Annotated in this window: 6 protein-coding genes; all 6 read right to left on the bottom strand. The window is 73.4% G+C overall.

From position 1 onward, the window contains the following. Positions 1 to 83 precede the first annotated feature (83 nt). The 6 genes from ABN028_RS20595 to ABN028_RS20620 are packed head-to-tail and all read right to left on the bottom strand — an operon-like array spanning position 84 to position 21,370. Positions 84 to 3,887 carry a beta propeller repeat protein gene (locus ABN028_RS20595; protein ID WP_349697773.1) on the bottom strand — a complete coding sequence of 1,268 codons (3,804 nt, stop codon included), beginning with the start codon at positions 3,885 to 3,887 and terminating at the stop codon, positions 84 to 86. Further along, positions 3,884 to 7,783, bottom strand: coding sequence for a hypothetical protein (locus ABN028_RS20600; RefSeq protein WP_349697774.1), 3,900 nt, complete (start codon positions 7,781 to 7,783; stop codon positions 3,884 to 3,886). The genes ABN028_RS20595 and ABN028_RS20600 overlap by 4 nt, the downstream gene beginning before the upstream one ends. Continuing rightward, on the bottom strand, positions 7,783 to 8,754 hold the full coding sequence (locus tag ABN028_RS20605; protein ID WP_349697775.1) for a hypothetical protein: 972 nt from the start codon (positions 8,752 to 8,754) through the stop codon (positions 7,783 to 7,785). The genes ABN028_RS20600 and ABN028_RS20605 overlap by 1 nt, the downstream gene beginning before the upstream one ends. Beyond that, entirely contained in the window at positions 8,744 to 10,753 is a 2,010-nt protein-coding gene (locus tag ABN028_RS20610; protein WP_349697776.1) for a hypothetical protein, read from the bottom strand. Before ABN028_RS20610 ends, ABN028_RS20605 begins: the two co-directional genes overlap by 11 nt. Further along, positions 10,740 to 20,735 carry a DUF6603 domain-containing protein gene (locus ABN028_RS20615; RefSeq protein WP_349697777.1) on the bottom strand — a complete coding sequence of 3,332 codons (9,996 nt, stop codon included), beginning with the start codon at positions 20,733 to 20,735 and terminating at the stop codon, positions 10,740 to 10,742. Before ABN028_RS20615 ends, ABN028_RS20610 begins: the two co-directional genes overlap by 14 nt. Beyond that, complete coding sequence (locus ABN028_RS20620) at positions 20,732 to 21,370, bottom strand: hypothetical protein (RefSeq protein WP_349697778.1); 639 nt, start codon at positions 21,368 to 21,370, stop codon at positions 20,732 to 20,734. Before ABN028_RS20620 ends, ABN028_RS20615 begins: the two co-directional genes overlap by 4 nt. Positions 21,371 to 21,380 lie beyond the last annotated feature (10 nt).

Below are 21,380 nucleotides of genomic sequence, written 5' to 3' on the forward strand. Positions count from 1 at the left end.
GCACGCCCGCCTCAGAGTCATCCTCGATCGCCACGCGGGGGCCGGGCGGCAGTCCCAGCGTTTCGCCGAACTTCGCCCGCGGCTCAGGGCCGAGCGGAGACCTTGACCAGTCGCAGGGCGGCGTACGGCCAACCCCTGACCAGGTCGGCGGGCTTGGGCACCGCGGGCAGGCCGACGGGCGCCTCGCCACAAGGATCAATGCTGGATCCGGCCACCGCGAGGAACAACACGAAGTGGTTGGCCGGAATACCGGGGCTGGACAGGTCCACGTCGATCGGCACCGCGCGCGGCAGCCGGGCGTCCAGCGGCACCGGCAGCGGAAGTTTCGGTGAGCCCCCGGGAGTCTCGGCGCGGTTCCACCCGGTCGGAGCGGGCGGAACGGGCCCGCCGCTCAGGACCCCGTTCACATAGGCGGGGATCGGTGAGACGTCGGTCGCCAACAGCGCCGACTGAGATGGGCCGGAACGCCAGAGCAGCATGGCGAACGCGTTCCCGGCGGGCACCGCCTCGGTGTCGCGGTGGTGGATGAGGACATCGACCGTGCTGGGCTCTGCGAACACGTGGAAGACGTCGTTCACAACCTTCGGCGGAACGACGTTCTCCAGCAGGTCGATCTCGGTGGCGACCGCGTCCATCGCGAGCGGCGTCTGCCACGCCGGGCGGTACACCGCCAAACGGTCGGACGCGCTGTTGGTGACGGCACCGGCGGCGTCGAGGTGCGTGCCGCCGACCACGGCGTCCCACAGGGCCTTGTTGATCGTCGGCTCGACCGGGCCGAGGGTGGACGCGGTGCTGCGGTGTAGCTCCAGGAGAGCACCGAAGGTCGCGGGCCACTGGCCGTCCGGGTGCACAGAGGGATAGAGCCAGCGGAACGCGGTCTGGAACGTCCACAGCTGGTACGCGGGTGCGTTGCCGAAGTTCATGGACGCACCTGGCGAGAGCGGCCACCGTGGCGCCGTGGCGGGGTTCGCTCGCGGCCGGATCATGATGTCCCGGCTCGCGAACGGCACGACGTCCGGCCGGCCCGGCTTGACCCGGGGATTCTTCATCGGCGTCGGCAGCCGCCGCCGGTCGTCGCGGGCGTGCACCCGCAGGTACGTACGCTTCGGGTCGGGTGCGGCTCGCAGGTCGCGCTCCCAGACGCCTCGCGACTGTGTAGCGGCTCGCAGCAGTCGTGGGCTGTCGGCGGAGCCGTCCGGGTCGACCCAGATGTTGAGATCCTGCACCGCCACCTGGGGGAGTCCGTTGATGTCGGTCTCCCAGGTGTGCGGCCAGTGTGCGCCGGGCGCGGGTGGACCTGCGCCGCGCACTCCCTTCCACACGCCGGTCACCGTGCCGACATAGACCTCGGAGACCTCCACCGGATCGACGACCACCGCGTACGCCGGATCGAGCGCGGAGAGTTGGGTACGTAGCGACGTGGCGAAGAACCGGCTGCTCGCGTCGTGGAAGTACAGACAGGTGTCGGCGGCGTTCCCCAGGGTGCCGGTCGTGGCGAGGTAGAAGTCGTCCGTCCCAGGCACGGGCGCGACGTCGCTCAGCATGCTGACGGCCGGGTCCGGGGCGTCGATGACCGGCGGTGTCAACGTGACGTTGCTTGGTGCGACCAGGAGCCGCGAGGTCCACTGGTGGGTGACCGGGTCCTCGGTCCAGCGCACCAGCCCGTTCGCGAAGAGGACGAGGATCGTGGTCGACGAGACCCACTTCATGGTGACCACCTCGCCGAGCGGTCCCTTGCCGCCGCTGACCACGGGCAGCGGTGTGCCTCCCGGGATGCCGACGTTGCGGTTGGCCGGCGGGTCGCTCCCGCCCGCGCGTGGGTTGGTCAGCGGTCCACCGGGATAGGGCAGAACGTTCCAGGTGCTCGGGTCGGCGACGCCGAGATCGGAGGTGAGCCAGACCCGGTTGGTTCCGAGCGCGATCCGGGCGGACGTGGGGCTGTGCCGGACCGCCGCGGCACCGGAGTAGAAGGCTGACGCCTCGCTCTCCCGATCGCTGGTGGGGTCGACGAACGCCCCCTGGGTGAGGGGGTTCACGAAACCGGCGAACGGATCGCAGTCCCATGCCGCGAAGAACGCCTGCGAGACGATGACCTGCGACTCGTTCGGGTGGATCACGATGCCGCCACCGTCGCCATCCATGGTGTCGTGCCACACCTGGTCGCCGACCCGGGACTGCCGACCGTTGTCCTGCGTACCGATGGCGGCGAAATGGCTCGACGTCGGGTGGGCGGCGATGAAGTTGACCTCCAAAGCGGCCATGCCCGTCGCCCGGGGGGCGAACGTGTGCGCGCGACCGGCCTGGGTCGACACGAAGACGCCGCCGTCGGTCGCCACCCAGACCTGACGGTTCGGATGCGTGCCGGCCAGCCGGATCATGTGGACGTCGGGGTGGATGCTGCCGCCGACGTGTCCACCCGTGGCCGCACCGTCGCCGGCTGGTGGCGAACCCGTGCGGGACACCCCAGCCGTCGGCACCAACGCCGGTCCGACGCTGACGTCGAGACACCACAGCGACGCACCGCCAGGACCGGTGTTGCCGCCGAGATAGACCCGGTCCACGCCGCCCACCACGTCGACCGCGATGGCCTGGTCGTAGTCGCGTTGGTTCTTGCCGAGCGAGTTGCCCACCCACACGACGGGCACGCCGGCGATCAGGTCGGCCGACGGGGTGGCGGCGGCCGCGGTCTCGATCCGCCAGACGGTGGCGACCGTGGCCGTCGGCGCGGCGGGCTGACGGTCGCCGAGCACATAGACCCGGTCCGCCTCGGGGTTCGCGAAGCTCATCCGCCCAACGATGGGAACCGCTCCGGACGCGGTGGGGTCGAGACCCGCCACCCAGTGGAAGGTCGTGCCCAGGTCGTCGGTGTAGGCCACCCCGCTGCCGGGCGGTGCGACGCCGGCCCGCGCGGGAGTCTCGAGTCCGAGCGCGACCGCCACCAGGATCCGGCCGTCCGGATCGCCGCCGCGGGCGATCCAGAGCACCTCGGTGACGATCGGCTGTCGTCCGGCGGGAAGGCCCATGAAAGTGCCGAGGGCGGGTTTCGCCGTCCAGGTGAACTCCCCGTTGTGCGGCGCCGCCGCGGGGCGCCGGGTGCCGAGGAACAGGCCCGCGCTGGTGCCCGCCGCCACGCGGTCGTGACCAGGACCCGTCGTCCTGCCGGCGGTCGCCGCCGGGTCCCGCGCCAATTCGAAGATGCCGAGGCCTTCGAAGACTCCGCCGCCGGCCTCGGGCTCCCAGGTGGGGTCGTTGCCGGGCTTGGTCGCCGGCCCCAACGCCGCGAGGACGCCCCGCCCGGCGAGCGCGGGCCTGGCGGGTGGCCGGCCGAAGCCCTGCAGCTCGCCGGTGCCGACCAGGACGAAGTCCCGTGCGGCGTCGGCCTTGGGGTCAGGGCCCGGTGGATCGGCGAACGCGACGAGCAGCGCGCCGCAGGACTGCGCGTTGTGGACACCGCCGGCCACCGCCGACCTGGCGGCCCAGCCACCGACGGGCGACCAGGTGGCGCCACCGTCGTCGGTGTACCAGACCCCACCCTTCGCGGTCGCGGCATAGGCCCGGCGGCCGTCGCCGCTCACCGCGACGTCGCGGACCCGGCCGGTGGCGCGAGGGAACGACGGCGCGAAGAACCACGAGAACGCGCGGGTCACGGACGGGCCGATCGGCACCCACCGGCGTTCGTCGCCAGAGGGGAACAGCTCCATCGGGACGCCGGCGGCCGACGCCTCGGCCGCGAGCCGGTCGGACATCGCCGACGCGAGTGCGGTGGCGTCGTACTCACCGACCCGGCTGGCGACGAACGAATGCCGTTCGGCCGCCCGTCCCGACCGTCGGGTCCTGGGTCGTGACGGTCGTGAGGTACCTGTGGAGGGAGGCGTCGGCTCGGTCATGGCGTCTCTCCCGGTCCGTTGCCCGGTCCGTTGCCTGGGTTGCCTGGGTTGCCTGGCCCGTTGCCTGGTTCGGTGGGCGTGACCCGGATCCAGCCTTCCTGCGCCTCGTGTGGCAGCCGGGGGAGGTAGGCGGTCTGGGTGGCGGCGACGATCGGGTCGTCCCGCCAGGTGAGCGGCCCGGTCCGCCGGGTGAAGGTCTGCTTGTCGCCGAGCAGCGTGACGAGCGGCAGGCGGATCTCGGCCGGGTCGACGAGGACCGGTCCCACCCGCACGGAGGGGACCAGCCGTCGCAGCCCGGGCGAGGTCCACTCGTCGGAGAGTGTGAGCTGTTTGCGTGGCAGGACCCCGGACGTGAGGTGCACCCGGCCGACCGGCAACATCAACAGGGTGAGGCGCGCCGTCTGGCCGGGACGCAGCCAGATCGTGCCGTCGGGAACGACGTACGGATGGACGAGCGGGTCGACGTCCGGCACCGCGACCTGGCCGAGCAGGCCCAGGTGCCCACGCTGGCGGCCGCTGTCGATGGCCTGGGCGGCGACCGTCCGGTCCACCAGGCGCAGGTGGGCGTAGTCGTCATCGAGGTAGAACCCGAGCAGCGCGTCGTCGGTCCGGCTGAGCGCACCGAGCCGGAACGCGAACCGTTGCTCGCGCATCGCGTCGTACGCCGCCCGACGCGCCGCCGGCCCGCCTGGCGCGACCACGTCCACCTCGTCGAGGTCGTCGGGCGCGTCCAACCGCAGCGTCGCCCGGACCACGGTCACCGGCCTGCCCACCAGACCGGCGACGGTCGGCGAACCGATCGCCGCGAAGGTGTCGACCGTCCACAGCGTGGTGTCGATGACCCGCAGCAGTGCCGACAACGCGCTGATGCCGGGTGGTGGGTCGAGGTCGCGCGCCGCGACGTCGGCGTGCACGAGGCCGGCGGCGATTTCGCCGGTGATCCGTGTCTGGGCATCGAGGCCGGCCAGCGGGCCGGCGTCGGGGGGCAGGGGCCGGCCCGGTGCTGTCTCCCAGGTCACCGCGCCGTTCACGGCGTCGTGGCCGAGCTGCCCGATCGGCTCGCCGGCGGCGGTGAACGCCTCCAACGCCTCGTCGATGTGGTCCGGCAGCAGGAACCCTGCAACCGGGTTGACCGCGGCGGCGGGGTCGAGCTGGTCGACGTACGCCTCCCGCAGTTCGGCGGGGTCGGTGCCGGCCGGCTGACCCGGGTCGACGAGCCGGAAGAGCGCCCTGGCCAGGTGCTGGATCCGTGGGCGCATCCGGATGCCGCCCGCGAGTCCTTCCACCGCGAGGTCGAGCGTCGTGGCGGTGCCGGCGACCGCCTCCGGCGGGATGTCGAGCACCCGGCCGAACGCGTCGACCAACCGGAGGGCGTCGATCCGGAGCGTCCCACCGAAGAGCGGGACGGGTGCGCCGGTCGCTCGCGGCAGACTGTCGGCCCCGTCGCTGCCGTCGTTGTCGTTGGCACTGTCGTTGTCCTCGGCACTGTGGAGGACGCCGACGTACGGGATGCCGAGGAGCTGCTCGCGAAGGCCGTCGAGCGACGCGGACACCAGGTCGAGCGGGGCGAGCAGATCTCCGAGGCGCCCCAGCAGGTCCTGGTCGGACGTCGGCAGGGTGGAGTTCCCGGTCGCGTCGCGCTGGAGTTCGGCCTCCCGCCAGCGACGGATTCCTTCGTACAGCGCCCGCGACACCCCCTGGCTCAGCGGGCTGCGACCGACGAGGGGCCGGCTCACCTCGGCGCCCGGATCCGTGGGCGGGTCGGTGGTCGGTTCCAGGTCGAGCCCGGCGAGTTGCCAGCCGGCCGTGGAGCCGTGCCCGTCGAGGGTGACCTTCCACTCCAGCCACAGTGGCACCCACGGCTGCCGCCAGGTGGTGATCGCCACGGGGCTCGGCGGGGTCCCCCTGACCAGCGCGTGCTCGGCCAGTTCGGCGGTGATCTGCCGGTCGAGCAGCTCGTCCCTCGTCGACCTTCCCTCCCAGGGATCGCCCGGCGCCAGGGCCGGCGCGGGTGCCGCGGCCGCCAGGTGGCTCGTGCCGTCGTAGCGGCCGTCGACGCCGTACAGCCGGACCATCTCGGCGGCGAGCCTGGTCCGGTAGACCTCGACCATCGACGCGTCCGGTGCGCCCGCCTCGGCGAGCCAGTGGAAGCCGTACAGGTTGAGCAGAACGGCCTCGCGGACCACGGTGAGTACCTCGTCGGGTACCGCGCCCGAGCCGAGCGAGCCGAGCACGGCGGTGCCTGTGATGACACCGTCGATCGCGGGTACGCACTCGCGCGGGTAGCGGCAGCGCAGCCGGCCCTGCTCGTCGTAGAGACCGTCGCCGTGGTGCCGGTGGTTCGGTCGTACGCCGCGCATCGCGAGCATCGGCGGCTGCGGCCGGAAGTAGCGCGGTGCAGGCCGGATGACCTCGCGGGACTCCGACGGCGTCGTGCCGCCCGGGGCGGGCAGTGTCTCCTCGGTACGCCGGGAGGCCGCGGCGCCCGCTCCGGTGCCGGATGTCAACGTGAGCTCGACGTCGGCCCATCCCAGCCTGGTGCCCAGCCGGTGCGGAGGTTGGGCGGCCCGGCCCTTGCGGCCCACGCGCGTGGGACCGAGCGGAGCGGTGTCCTCGGTGCGCAGGCGGTCCGGTTTCGCCGCCGGCAGTGGAGCGCCGGGCAGGGACCAGAACCCGTCGCCGTGCTCGCGTTCGGCAAGGTCCTCCAGGCCGTCGGGGCTGCCGATCTGCTCGATCAGGCCACTGGTGAAGGCCGCCACCAGGGTCTCCGCCGACCGCCGAAGGGTCGCATCGAGGCCGAGCACCTCGGCGCCGAACGCCGAGACAACGTCGTCGACGTCCTGGCCGAGCGCGAGTCCGAGGTCAGCGGCATCGGGCCGGTCGTCGGCCGGCGGAAGGGCACCCGTGACCGGAACGCCGAGCACGCTGCCGTGCACCAGCGTCGCGTAACGCGGCAGCGCCGGAGTCATGACGACAAGGTCGGCGGCCCGCACCGGGGACCTGACCGTGAACGCGATGTCGTCGAGCGCGCCGGAGACGATCCTCCCGTCGGCGCCGGTGATCCTCGCCGGAGCAGCGTCCTTCGGCGAAGGCATGCCCATCCCGTCGCGGATCCGGGTCAGGCGGGGGTCCTCCTCGACCAGCGCCTCGTCGTCGGCGTCGTGCACGACGTACCAGCCGAGATCGGCGAGGCGCGCGTCGAGCCGTCTCGGCCCGGTCGTGGCGGCCAGCGGGTCCTCGCCGAGGTCGCTCCACCAGCCGGCCACCGTGTACGCCGCCTGGTCGCCGGCGAACTTCTCTCCGGTGGTCAGGTCGTCAAGCGGGTCGTGGAAGCCGAACCGGCCCGCGCTCGCTTCGTACGACGCGGTCCACATCAACGAGCCACCGGCCGCGGCGTCCAACGGCTCGAGGACCGGGGTGTCGGGTGGCGCGGGATCGGGTGTCCCGGCATAGGTCGCGAGTGGGGTGACCGATCCGGTGCGGGCGTCGATCACCCAGCCCCGCGGGCGTGCCTCGCGACTCCCGAGGGGCTGGAGAGTGCGGACCACCACCCAACGGTCGGGCAGGCGGGGCAGGTCGAGAGCCTCGCCGGTCGGATCGCTCGCGCCCGCGACCAGGGCGTCGGGCATCGCCCAGTGCAGGTGGACGCCGGCGGGCCGGACGCTGCCGGGCTCGAACGGCGGCGGATCACCCGGCCCGCCGGTCATCGCGACGGTCGCCTCGCCGCCGTTGACCGGTACGACGAACGCCTGGACGTCGACGGGGACGAGGATCCGGGTGCGGCGGGAGAGCCCGTCGTCCCAGGTGCCGATCGTGGACAGCGCGGCGCCGGCCTGCACGAGTGCGGTGAACCGGCGGTCGAAGAGGGCGTCGCGGCGCCGCTGCGGATCGACCATCAGGGGCCCTCCGTCCGGAACACCTGGTCGACCATCGCCTGGTACGACACGGTAGGTCGGAACACGAACCGCACCGGCGTCGGCGCGGGATCGCCGAACACCTGCCGGAACGGGAACCGCACCAGCTGCAGGGCGTACTCCGAACTGTCCAGGCCGTCGGCCGCGCCACTGCCCGCCCGGTCCTTGAGCCGGCGCTCCAACTGCTGGATGTCCACCACACCTGTGGCGCCGGTCCGGAACGGCACGTCGACCGGTGCGCCCGGGAGGTAGTCGAACGTGGTCGCGTCGCGCGGGCGCAGCGTGGCCCGCACGTGCTCGTCCTCGCCCGTGGCGTCGAAGCCGAACTGCACACCCTGTCGGGGCTCTTCGAGATGGACCACCGTCGGCACGCCGTCGAACAGGCACAGCAGCACCGCCGGAGCGAGGCGCTCCAACCGCAGCAGCCGCATCCGCCCCGGCTGGTCCTCCGGCACCCTCGCCTCGTCGGCGTCCGGGCCCGGATCGATGCTGAACGCCCGCACGTGCATCGCCGGCCACCCCGACACCGCCTGCGAACGCAGCAGGAAGCCGCTGATCGGCCCGGCCTCTCCGGCGTACCGGTTCGAGCCGGCCTGGCGGCGCAGGTTGCGTTCCTCGTTGTCGAGTTCGGCGCGCACCTGCGGGTACTGGTTCGCGAGCTGGGTCCGGTCGTCGCTGTTGACCGTTCCGACCGCGAGCGCGCCCTGCACCAGCGCATCGGTCCAGCGCCGGTCGACGTAGAACCAGCGGATCGACTCCGGTGGCAGCAGTTCGGAGTCCGCGACCAGGTAGGCGAACGGCACGCCGTCGAGCAGGCGGAGCCGCACCAGCCACTCCCGCAGCTCGGCCGGGATCGCGCCGTCGCCGTCGTCCTCGGTGGCGATCGCCACCGGCGGCAGCTCGCTGATCGCAAGCGGCAGCTCCCTCAGCACCGTTCGGGCATCAACCTTCACCGGTATCCCCCTCCTCGCGTCCGGACCGCGGCGTCACGCTGGTCTCTGCCGCCTCGGCGGCGCCGGCTTCGAGACCGGCCAGCAGCCGTTCCAACGCGTCCGGCCGGCGGGCGTCGCCCGCGAGGGTGTCGGCGACCAGGCGGTCGACCTCGCGGTGGAGGGTGCGGGCCAGTGCGTCCCGCACCTGCGAGGTCATCGCGTCGCGGGGACCGTCCGGTTGGAGCACCGGAGTGTCGCGCAGCCGGTCGAGCACCGTCACGGCATCGCCGTCGAAGAGGTCGGCGGGAAGCCCGAATCCCTTGGCCAGCAGGCGTTCCGGCCCTTCGTCCACCGGCAGCGGTCGACCGGGGGACACCAGCGGCGCGGGGTCGCCGAAGAAGTCTCCCGGCTTAAGAGCGACGGCGTTTCCCAGGCTCCTGCCCAGCCGCACACCGAGGTGTCCGTCCAGCACCATCTCTCCGGCGAGCACCGGGTCTCCGCCGAGTACCTCGTCGAGGAAACGCACGTGGTCCCTCCACACCGCCTTCCGGCGGGCGGTCTGGTAGCCGTTCTGCCGCCACCGCATCAGCGCCGCGATCATCGACGGCCGCGCGAGCGCCAGCAGCCGGCCGATCTCGAACGCTGCCGCGAGCGAGATGTCCTCCCGGCCGTCGGGGACGACGATCCGAAGCTGGTCGGCGGCGTGCGCGAGCGGCAGCCGGTCAGCTGGTGAGTCGGTGGTGGGATGCGCGACGAACGGGCCGCGATACCAGGACCGCACCGGGTCGCCGCGTCGGGTCCGGTGCGCGAGCCCGGTGTGCCCGGTCTCGACGACCTCGATCGGCGGCCGCCCCGTCACGTCCGGAGCGCCGGTCCCTTCGGGGGCCTCCGCGTCCCCGACCGTACCGAGCAGGCCCGAGTCCAGCCCCTCGACCAGCGAACGGAACGTCATGGTGCCGAACGACGTGAAGCTCCAGTGCAGCAGCACGGGGAACCGCAACGTCGGGTCCACGGCGACGAACTCGCCCGCGACATAGCCCGAGATCACCGCCTCGCGAAAGTCCCGGGCCATCTCGGCGTAGACGTCCGCGTGCTCTCGCACGGTCGGCTGGGTGGACCAGCTTGCCTGCTGGGTCGAGCGGACGGCACTTGTTCCGGGGTTGGGGACGGCGGTGACGGTGCCAACAGTGCCGACAGAGCCGGCGGCGGGCCCGATGTTCACGTCGTACGGTTGCCGACCCATCGTGGTGTGGTCCCACTGCGCCTGGTTGGCGTAGGTCGTGGCGACCTTGACCGGCAGAGGGGTGAAGGGCGCGGGCTGCGGCGCGCTGGGCAGCAGGCTGGTGAACTGTCCTTCGAGGTTGACCAGGCAGGCGAGGTACTTCACCGGGACCTCGGTGCCGTCCGCGTCGTGGCCCTGCAGGGGGAGCCGGTTGCTGATCACCACGGCCAGGAAGCCGTCGTCGTCGCCCATCATCAGCTCGGTGTCGTGGATGTCCACCTCGCGCGCGTGCGCCAGCAGTGGTACGTCGAGCTGGGTGGGGAAGATCCGGTCGACCATCGACTTGCGGATCTGCAGGTAGTTGCCGAGCTCGACGTCCGCCTTGCCGGGCAGGGTCCGGCCGGGCGTCACGCACTCGGCCACCGGTTGGTTGAGCTGGAGTTCGGCTTCGCCCTCGGCGACCAGCACCAGCGCGAGCCATGGGGTCGAGGGCGGGACGCCGTTCTGCACCAGGCGTTCCCAGGGCAGAGTCCGGCGGCGGATCACGATCTGCGGAAGCCGGGTCCCGTACGCCCCTTCGCTGCCGGCCGGTGGGAACGTCGACAGCACCTGGTCGGGCGGCAGCGTGTAGCGCGGCGCGCGGACGGTGACGTGGGTCGGCAGCTCGGCGACCGGCAACTGGCCCGGGTCGTGCCCGGTGGCGCTCATCACCTGGCTGGTCGTGAAGCGGTAGTCGCCGGCCTGCAACGGCGGCTCGATCCGCGAGTACAGCGCGAACTTTCCCTCACCGACGGCCATGCGCCTCACCCGTTCCCTGGTCGTCCCAGCTGATCCGGCAGCCCTTCCCGGTGCCGGCGAGCAGCCGGCCTCCGGCCGCGACGACGCCGTTGCGGACGACCTGTCTGGTCAGTTCGTCGACGCCGTGCTCGGCGCCGAGTACGCCGGTCACCCGCCAGTCGCCGCCCGCCCGCACCCTGACCGTGACGGGCCGCTTGCCTGGCTCCTCCGGCTCCACCGGATAGACGAGTACCGCCTGATCACCGCTGAGCAGGACGGTCGGCGGTTGCTCGTCGCCGTTGGCATCCCTCGCGCGCCGCGCGCCGGTGAGGTCGAGCGACACCGCGTCGACCCGGTCGGCGTGGCCTTCCTCGACCACGATCGCGACGGCTCGGACCGGGCGGGCGAACCGGGTGCGTACGGCGGCGGCGGCTGCCAGCAGCTCGCCCGAGGTCAGCCAGGTGGCGCCGCGGGTGGTCGGTCCGCCGTCGGCGGTGAGGACGCAACCGGCGGCCAGTGCCGCGTGCGAGCCGAGCGCGCAGACGCGCGACCGGATGTGCCAGCCGGCCACCCCGTCACCGTCGTCGACCAGGCCGTCGGCCTGCACGGCGACCAACGCGGCTCCGGCCGGCAGCGGGAGCCGGTCCGTTGTCGTGATGTCGACGACGACTGAGCCGTCACCCCGCAGGATGGTCACCCTGGCCTGCCCGTCGACCACCAGCATCGGACGCGGCCCCGGGCCGCTGCGGGGAACGTCGACGGAGGCGTCCGGCAGCGCGAGCACGACCAACTCGCCAGAGTCGAGTGGCCGTCCGGTCCTCTCCGCCTCCGCGCGGGCGGTGGGGGAGTGGTCGTCGGAGGTGGCGGCGACCGGCTCGAAACCGCCGGTGAGGCCGCCGACCGTCCCGCCCACCCCGCTGCTCCCGAGCGGGTAGGACCGGGTCGATCCGGTCGCCTCGGTCCGTGGCACCCGTTCGGCGGCGAGCGTGCCGGACCGTTCCGTCGCTGGTGCGACGACAGTGTGCAGGCGTACGGGGAGGTGCGTGCCGAGCCGGGCCTGCACGGAGTCGAGGGTCGGCGCTGGACGTCGCTTGATCCGCCGGTCGGAGACGGAGGTGCCGGACGCCCGCACGGCCACTCCGCTTCCAGCCGTCAGGTAGCCGACCACCACCGGCGGCCGGAGCGGCCGGGGCTCGGGTGGGGGCGGGGGTGGAGTGCGTGCGGCGGTCGGGTCGTCGGCGTTCTCCTCGACCATCCCGTCGGCGAGCGTGCCGAACAACGGCGGCGCGGCGGCCTCCCCCCGGTACGACGCCCGTGCCAGGCCGCTGCGCGCGCCGGCCGGCAGCACGCCCGCCGGCAGAGCCTCGGCCGCCACCGCGAAGAGCCGTTCGCCGGCTGCCTGCAGTGCCGCCGCGACGGTCGTCGGCTGCGGCACCGCCACGGTCCCGGCCGTCGCCAGCAGGTCACCGCGCGACGGGCCACCAGCCTGCAACGGCAGCGGCCGCCGAGACGCCTCCACCCGGTAGTAGTCGATCTCCGGGCCGCGGGCCATCGTCGTCGCCTCGGCGACGAGCCGGACCTGGTTGCCGGCCCGGACCACGTCCCCCTTAGGTAGTGGCGCGGCAGGCAGGCCGGGGGCGTCGGGCGCGCCCCAGGCTCCGATCGGGAACGACTCCCGGCCGACCGCGCTGCCCTCCGGCCGCGGCTGCGCGGCCGCGAGGTTGCCGCCGACCACCCGGAGCTGGTCGGGGAGCGCGGTCCAGACGCCGGTAACAGGGTCCCGTCGCGCGAGCCGGATGCGCAGGGTCGAGGTGAGACCGCCGGCCCGCATCGGCTTCAGCCCGAGCGTCGCCGGCAGGCCGTCGGAGCGCACCACCGGAACCGGCACCGGTCCGCCGGCCAGGTCGACGTCGACACCGGAGGTCGGCACCGTGGTCACGAGGGTGAGCTCGAACTCGGCGTACACCTCGAACGGCCGCGCGGGCGTGCCGTCGGAGGTCGGCGCGGAACGGTCGCCGCCCGTCGCCGCCGGGAGCGTGCCCCGCCCCGTGATCGCCGAGAGCACCCGCGCGGTCCCGCCGCCGGCGTCCTCGAGGTACTTCGCGACGAACTCGGCCCAGCTGAGGGTCCGAGGCTCGACCCGGCGTCCGCTGCCGAAGGGGACGGTGATGCCGCACGGCCCGACCTCGAATCTCGCCCGGCCGGAGAACTCCGGCCCCCAGACCTTGATCCGGCCGCTCGTGGAGATGCTGATCCTGACCGTGCCGAAGAAGGTGCTGATCTTCACGCCGGCCGAGATCCGCGCGTAGGCCTCGACCTCGTACCAGAACGGGTCGAAGTACACGATGCCGTGGGCGCCGAACGCGACGCGCGCCCACGCCCAGCCGAAGTTCGCGGTGACCTCGACGTCGACGCCGGCCATCAACGCCTCGGACGTCAACGTGAGGTACGCGCCGCCCTTGACCGCGATCTGGTCGCTGACCCGCCAGGCCAGCCCGAGCCTCGGCACCTCCGGGTAGCCGTCGCGGTGGAAGTCGGGGTGGTAACCGCCGAGGGTGAGGACGAACTGTCCCGCGAGCGGTCCCTTCCACCAGGTCGCGAACGCGAACCCACCACTCAGTCGTACGTCCGGGTAGAGCAGCCAGGAGTTCTCGGTGAGCGCGGCCCGGATCAGGAAGACGCCCTCGCGGGTGGAGAAGCGGGCCAGCAGGCCCAGCTCGATCGACACCAGCGCCGCCTCGGGCCGGGGCAGCGCCATCCGGGCCAGGCCGAGCAGGTTGATCTCCAGCCCGTCACCGAACGACACCGCCACCACGGCGATCCCGTCGACCAGCGCGAACGAGGTGAAGCTGATTCCCGCGGCGAACCAGAAGCTGCCGCGCTGCGGCGGGAAGTACGTGTTGAGCTTGCGGAGCTCGTCCATCGGGTCGTCGGGCGGTCGCGCGGCCGGGTCGAGCGCGGCGATGAACGGGAACTCGTGGAAGCGGGCGGCGTCGTCTGGCACCCGCAGTCCGCGGTTGATGCCGAGGCCGCCGCCGAGACCGGTGACGAAGAAGGCGGGTGGGCCGCCGATCGGGCCGTTGAGGGCACCGAAGACGAAGAACGACGGGCTGCCGGCGTCGTCGGTGTAGCCGCCGAACACCGACAGGCCGTAGACGCCGAACCGGCCGAGCAGCATCCCGACGTACGACACCGGGCCGTCTTCGGGTGGGCCGATGGTTTTGAGCATGCCGCCCGCCAGCGACGCGCCGGACAGGTCGGCGGCGACGGCGAGCCCCATCAGGTCCACGGCCCAGCTGTCGACGTCGAGCACGTCGCCGCCGGTCCAGCTGAGCGACAGCCGGTCCACCGCCGCCGTCAGCCCCAGGATCGAGACCCGGCCGTCGAAGTACAGCGAGATCCGGCTGACTGTCCCCTCGGTCTCGACGGAGTCGAAGCCGAGCCGTTCGAGATAGAGCGGGCCGAGCTGGCGCTGGACCAGGATCCACCACGGTCCCGGCGGCGGTCCGGCCCGCAGCGAGGTGGCCGGGTCGAGACCGGGGTGCTGCTGGACGGCGAGCGAGGGGGAGAACGCCGGGCGGCTGGACGCGCCGGCCTGGCCGGCGTCGTTCAGGATGCTGTTGGCGACGGCGTTAGTGCCTCCACCGCCGCCTGGTGAGAACGCCAGGCCGGCGAGCTCGAGGCGTACGCCGCCACCGGTGCCGGCCGGCGACGCCTCGGCGTAGACATGCGTGGCGATGGCGTCCAGCGTCACCGCGCCGAGGGACAGCAGCGGCCCGGACGCCTTGGTGAACCGCAGGCCGAGGCCGGCGACCGAGACGGACGGGTCGATCGTCAGCGTCGTCGCCGACGTGCCGGACAGCACGTAGATGGCGAGGCCAGCCGGGACGTCGGGATCCACCCAGCTGGCATCGACCTCGAGCTCGACCCGGGTGTCACCGTCGACGAGGGTGAACCGGCGTCCGGGAACGATCGACAGGCTCATGCCGAGCTGCCGGGTGGTGGTGCCGGTGCTCGCCAGGGCGATCGTGACCAGGCCGCCCAGCGTGACCGACAGGCCGGTGTCCTGTGCGGCGTTCCAGAGCAGCCGCTTCAGGCGGGCGAGCAGCGCATCGGCGTCGAGGAGGTCGAGCGCCAGACCGGTGTCGACCTCGGTGCTGCCCGGGCTGTCGCCGAACACGACGCCCTGCAGGACGGCCGTCGCCTCCGCGGTGAGGACGCCGTTCAGGCCGTCGGCCACAAGGCCACCGGCGAGGGACAGGGCGAGCGCCAGCAGCCACTGGCTCGCGTCGCCGGCCGCGCCGAGGGTTTCGCCGGCTGCCGTACGGTGCACCGCGGTGAGCGTCGGCGGGTTCGCATCCAGACCCCAGCGGAACTCGACCGCCCGGGCGGCGGCGTCGTCGAGGGCGAGCCCGACTCCGACCAGGCGACCCGAGCCGAGGGCACTGCCGCCCCGAATCGCGAGCAGTGGGCGCAGCGCGAACGATCCCAGGTCGAGGACGACCGGACCGAGCAGCGCCGCCACCTCGACACCCGCGGCCGAGAGCCGAAGCCGCTCGAGGACGAACCGGCCGACGCCGTCGATGTCCACGTCGGCGCGGAGCTCGAGGGCAGGCACCGCACCACTCGCGTCCAGTACGAGCACGACAGGTGCGCCGGTGCCGAACCCGACCGTCAGAGTGCCGGCACCTGTGCCAGTGTCGGTGCCGCTGCCGGTGGTGACCGCGACCACCGACCCGCCCGGATCGAGCGCGGTGGCCAGGGCGGCCGTGCCGGTCGAGACGAGCTGGGGGAGCCGCGCGGTCAGACGGGCCGCAGGGTTCTCGGCGAACGCGGCCAGTCTGGCGGCGGTGAAGTCGGTGCCGTCCCGCAGGTCGAGGGCCGCGCCGAGGTCGAACACCGCCTGGCCGACGGACTTCACCAGCGACGTTCCGGCGTCATCGCGGTGCGCCGCGATCGCGTCGAGGACCGCCGGCAGGACCATCTCGCCGGCAGCGGCGAGTGCGGCACCGAGTCCAGGGCCGTCGGGATAGAGCGGCAGCGGCGCACCCGGCGGCCGGAGCAGGCTGAGCCGGACGGCGGGGTCGGTGTCGGGAGCGACCGCCAACCGCAGGCCCTGCCCGTCCACGTCGACCGACACGTCCAGGGTGGGCCGCGGCTGTGCGTCCGGCCCGATCACCAGACCGCCACCGGCGTGCGTGGTCACCGTCGTCCCGTCGCCGCCATCGACGTCGAACGACAGGTCGAGGACGAGGCGCAGCCGGTCGCCGGACTCGACCGCGTAGCTCACCACGGCGCCCTCGGCGATCGGCCAGCCGGCCGCGGCGCCACGCTCCGGCACCACCAACGGCGCCAACGCTTCGAGCAGTGCGACCGCACTGGCGGCGGCGTTCGTCCGCCAGCTCGCCACCCCGTGACGCAGCCAGCCGCCTGGCTCCTGGATCAGCCCGATCGGAAGGACGACGTCCCGGAAGCCGAGCGGGTCGGGCGGGGTGAGCAGGCCCAACGCGTCGAGGGCGGCGTCGAGTGCCGGCGCGGCGGCCGTGGACACCCGTTGTCGCAGCGCACCGAGCACACCGTGCGCGATCACCGCGGGCAGCAGGACCGTCGCGAGGTCGCGCACCGCGCCGGGATCAGGACTCGGCACCAGCGCCACCTCGCGGACACTCCCGCCCGGCACCGCCGACTCCACGCGCACCGCGGCTGGGCTCGTCCCGGCGACGAGTCGCAAGCCACCTCCAATCTCGCCGCCCAGGGCCGACGGATCCAGTGCTCCCAGGCTCGCCGTCGCGGCCACGTCGGTCGGACCCATCGCCACGTCGAGGGCGAAGTGCGGCAGGCCGGAAGTCGTGACGCGCAGCGCTCCGGTGAGCGAGCCGGTGGCCATGTCGAGACCGATCGTCGCTGGACCGACGGACCAACCGACCGCTGCTGCGCTTCCGGTGGCCGCCGGGATCAGGGCGCGCAGCCGGCTCGCGACCTCGGCGGGTGCGTCCGCGATCCGCGCGCGCATCGTCACGGCGGTGTCGTACAGGAGTCGGTCGAGCCCGTCCGGGTCCAGACCACCGGCGCGGGTGAGCCCGAGAAGGTCGAGAACGGCGGCGAGATCCGTCGAGGCTGCGCCCAGCCGTGCCACCACGTCCGCGAGCAGGACCCGGACCTCGGGCACCGCGGTGGTGAGGTCCGCGGCTGGTACGTCGGGCGCGGCACCGGTCGGGTCCGCCCGTACGACCCACCGTTCGCGGTCGACGCCGAACCCGAGCGCCTCGTGCAGGACGAGCTCGGTCTCGCCGGGCCGGCCGTCCAGCGGCACGTCGATCCGCGCCGACATCCAACGCAGCTCGCCCACCGTGCTGCCCGAGCCCGGCCCGCCGACCAGCCAGCCGTCGGTGACGCCGAGGTGGACGTCGACGACCACGCCGCGGACCGGGGACGCCTCGAGTCCCGGGCCGTCCGGTGCCCGGCCGATCTCGCACAGCTTGACGGTCGCGCCCACGCCCACCCGCAGGCCGCCGAGGTCCAGGCCGGTCACCGGCAGATCGATGCCGGCGTGGACCGCGGTGGGCGTGGTGTCGCCATCCGTGTCGAGCGCGGGCGAACCGAGGGCGGACGCCGCGACCCTGGCCCGGATCCCGTCCGCGACGAACGCGGCAAGACCGTGCGCGAGCGACTCCTCGTCCAGGCTGCCGAACACCGCGTGTACCGCGAGCCCGGACCGGCGCGCCTCGGTGCCGGCGGACGGCAGGTCACGGCCTGAAGCAAGGACGTCGAGACCGCGGCGGATGACCCCTCTGACCTGCTCCAGCGGGGTTGCCTCCAGCGCGAGGAGCGGGTCCGGCCAGATCTCCTCGTCCGCCCGACGCAGTCGCCGCAGCAGCCGCAACGCGTCTCCACCAAGGCCGCCGCTCAGGCTGTCGACGGCGAGGCCCGCCCACGGCGTTCCGACGGTGACGACGTCCGTGACGACGGCCAGCGTGGACGCGGCCCGGATCACGGCGGCACCACACGCGCCGTACCCCACGAGCACGACCGGATCGGTACGGCCGGCGAGGACGCCGGCCAGCCGGACGGCCTGCTCGCCGACTCCACCACGCTCGGGACGGGCGGTCGCGGCGTCGGCAGGCGTGGGCAGCCGGACGAACCAGGTGCCGCCACCCACCGCCGGCACGGTCCCGAAAGAGTCCGCCCCACTGCGGTCGAACGCCGTACCCACAGGCCGGTCGTTCATCCACGTCGGCTCGCACCCGACGTGGACCACCGCCACCGGAACGGGGTCGAGCACGTCGCTGACCAGGTGACCCACGCTGCCGAGCGCGACCAGCTCGTCGTAGCTCAGACCGTCGAGCTCGACGGCGGTCACGTCGTCCGGCAGCGCGGCGGGACGACCGACCAGCCCGTCTGTGCCCGCCCAGCGGGTGAGCAGCAGTCCGAGTCCCTCGGCGAGCGAATCCCGCCCCACCAGCAGGTCGGCCAGGGCGGGCAGCGCCTGCGCGGAACCGCGCAGCACTCCGACGAGCACGGCCGGATCCGGGCGTTCGCCACCGGCCAGCGAGCCGAGACTGCGCAGGAGATCCTCGGTGTTCGGTGGGCAGCCAGGTTCGGTCCAGACAGCGAGGCCAGGGGCGCGTGGTTCGCCCGCCACCGGGCAACGGAACGGATCGCGTACCGAACCCGTCCCGAGCGGCGCCGCCCAGCGGAATCCGTTGAGCAGAGCGGCCACCGGTCCGAGCGCCAGCCTGATCCGGTCGCAGTCGAGCACGAGGTCGGCCAGCCACGCGCGTACCGCCGCGCCCGGGTCGGTTCCGACCAGTCCGGCGAGCGGCAGGTGGGCGCCCGTGCCGGTCCAGCCGACCAGGCCGAGCAGCGCTTCGACCACCGGCAGCCGAAGCTCTGTGAGCAGGACCGCTGCGGCTCGCTCGACCGCGTCCCAGTCCGGTGTGGGGAGGACGAGCCTTCCTTCGGTGTCCGGCGTGGGCAGGCCGAGCGGGATCCGTTCGTCGGATCCGCCGACGACGACGGCGAGATCCTCGGCGCCGAACGTCGCCCTGAACCCGCGTCCCGGCACCCAGCTCGCCCGGGCGACGAACGCCCTGGCCTCCAGCGCCGCCGCACCGAGGGCAAGCCTCGCCGGCTGCGAATCCTGCCGACGGAGCGAGAGCGAGCCGTGCGCCCCCACGAGGAACGCGGCGGTGCCCCCCGACAGGTCGGCGCGCAGCAGGGTGAGGCCGAGCGTCCCGGCGACCTCGTACTCGGTGAGGACCGGCGTGCTGACGCGACCGACCAGCTCGACGAGGAGCTGGTCGCCGTCCCGCGACACGTCGAGCCCGACCCCGTCGACCAGGTCCACCCGCCAGGGGTCGGTCGTCGTGCCCGACCCGGGGACGGACGCGACAGGAGCGCCGGTCAGCAGCGCACGGAGCCGGCCGAGGACGTCCGCGGTCGCGGCCGGGTCGCCGGTGAGGTCTCTCCAGTAGGTCCGGACCGCGCCCAGCGGGTCGGCGAAGAACGCGGACACGTCGAGCGGGTCGATGCCGGCCGGAGGGTCGAGGCCGAGCAACCGGTTGACGAACGCTCCGGACGGACCCAGACCATCTATCGCGGCCGCGAGCGCACTCTCGAGCACGGCCGTCGCCGAGTCGAGCGCCGCCGACGGCGAGGAGAGGTCGAGTACGTCGTGCCGCGGACCGCCGCTGGTCGCGACCACGTCGTGCAGGGTGAGGACGAAGGCGGGTCGACCGGTCGGGTCGAGCGCGACACCGGTGTGCAGACTGCCGACGCTCGGAGTGGAGCCGGCCAGCAGCGCCGTGCCGCCCGCGTCGGCGCCGAAGACCGCCTCGGCGCGAAGGCCGGGCAACGCCGTGCAGGCACCGGTGCCCGTGTCGGCGCGCAGCAGGTCGGCGCTCAGGCGTGCCCGGGCACCCGCCTGCGTGTCGAGCGACAGCTCCACCCACGGCACCGGGACCGCGTGCCCGGCCGCGCCCGAACCGACGCGGATCCCCACCGTGACGTCGAGCCGTCCAGCGGTGATGCGTACGGCGTCGTCGGCGGCCACCACCGTCCCGCCGACCAGGCTGGCCAGCTCACCGAGCCACACGTCACGGGCGGTGTCGTCAGCCAGCACCTCTTCTACCCAGCCCACCAGGGCGGACAGGCCGAGCGCCGGCAGGTCGGCCAGTGGCAGCGGCGGCAACCCCACCACCGCGCGCAGGCCGAACAGCCCGGCGATCGCGCGGAACGGCGCCAGCGCCGGGTCGAGGCCGGTGAGCGCGTCCGCCTGTGCCCTGACCAGCCCGAGGACCAGGTCCAGTACGTCCGAGCCGAGTTCGTCCAGGCTGGAGGCGTCGACGGCGATGTCCCGTGGCGCGGATGCACCGGGAAGCTGCAGGCCGCGCAGCTCGAGTTCTACGCCGAGCTGGTCACCCGACGCCGTCGGGATGGCGATGTCGAAGCAGATCCCGGCGAGCGCGGCCTCTCCCGGAGGTGGCGCAGCCTCGCTGAACGTCGCGGCCACCCCGATCTCGACCCGCGCTCCGCTCGTGCCGAGCAGCAGCCAGCCGGGCATCGTCCCGGCCTCGGCGTGCGGCGGCTCTCCACGGCGCGCGAACCGGAAGAGGGGTACGTGGACGCGGGTCGCCACGCGCGGAGGCCCGCCGGCGGTCGTGTGTTCCAGCCCCGCGCCGAGGCGGACGTGACCCGCTGCCTCCTCCAGCACGGCGTACACGGTCAGGTGCGGGTCGGACTCGGTGAACAGCGGCACCCACGTCTGCCCGGACCGCTCGCCGCGCTCGGGCGGGCCGAGCGCCTCGTCGACAAAACCGAGCAGGGCTTCTCGCTGGTCGTCGTCGGCGAGGAGGTGCCGCAGACCGTGCTGGTTACCGGTGGAAGCGGCCGCGCCGATCGGGTCGCCGAACCACGACGGGTTGGGATGGCCGTTGCTCTCCAGCAACCCGATCGCCTTCGCGAGCTGGGCGAACGCATCCAAGCTCTCGGCGTTCAGCGTCATGGCCGGCTCCACGCGATTCGATGCCGAGCCATCGGCTGGATCAGCAGGACCCCGCGTTCCGCCGCGATGGACGCGGGAACCAGCGCTCGGCCGGACGCGTCCTTGCCGGCCGCCGCGCACAACTGTTGCGCCAGGTGGACGACGGCCTCCCATGCGAAGGCGATCAGCGCCGTCGACCATGCGTCGAGGACGACGTCCGGTCCGACCGGCCGGGCCAGCGTCGACATCACCAGCCCACTCGGCGCGTCGGCAGCGCCGACCCCGAGCGGGACCTGGGTCGCCGCGTCCTCGCGGAGTTGGTCGCAGGTCACCGGGAGGGTCACGGTGACAAGCCCGGTGAGGCAGCTCAGACCGATCCCGCCGGTACGCACCAGCAACTCGTTGGCACCGTCCACCCACACGACGTCGGGCGACGACCCGCGCGGGATGTCAGCGACGAGACGTACGGTCTGGCGCAGGATCCGCTGTGCACCATCGGCCGGGACCTTCAACAGGTCCGGAGCGCGTGCACCCGGGTCGAGTTCGAGACGCGGGTCGACCCGACGGAACCAGCTGTCGTCGCGGATGGCGACACCCAGCACCGTGGGCTGCGGTCCTTCGGCCGCGGTGGGCTTCGACGAGCCCGGCCCCGGCATAGCCCACCGC

The sequence above is a fragment of the Actinopolymorpha sp. B17G11 genome, assembly GCF_040196095.1.
Classification (GTDB): domain Bacteria; phylum Actinomycetota; class Actinomycetes; order Propionibacteriales; family Actinopolymorphaceae; genus Thermasporomyces.

What these genes read in the sequence shown, in the direction of transcription:
- ABN028_RS20595 (WP_349697773.1), bottom strand. Translation starts at nt 3,887, where the DNA reads ATGACCGAGCCGACGCCTCCCTCCACAGGTACCTCACGACCGTCACGA.
- ABN028_RS20615 (WP_349697777.1), bottom strand. Translation starts at nt 20,735, where the DNA reads ATGACGCTGAACGCCGAGAGCTTGGATGCGTTCGCCCAGCTCGCGAAG.
- ABN028_RS20610 (WP_349697776.1), bottom strand. Translation starts at nt 10,753, where the DNA reads ATGGCCGTCGGTGAGGGAAAGTTCGCGCTGTACTCGCGGATCGAGCCG.
- ABN028_RS20600 (WP_349697774.1), bottom strand. Translation starts at nt 7,783, where the DNA reads ATGGTCGATCCGCAGCGGCGCCGCGACGCCCTCTTCGACCGCCGGTTC.
- ABN028_RS20620 (WP_349697778.1), bottom strand. Translation starts at nt 21,370, where the DNA reads ATGCCGGGGCCGGGCTCGTCGAAGCCCACCGCGGCCGAAGGACCGCAG.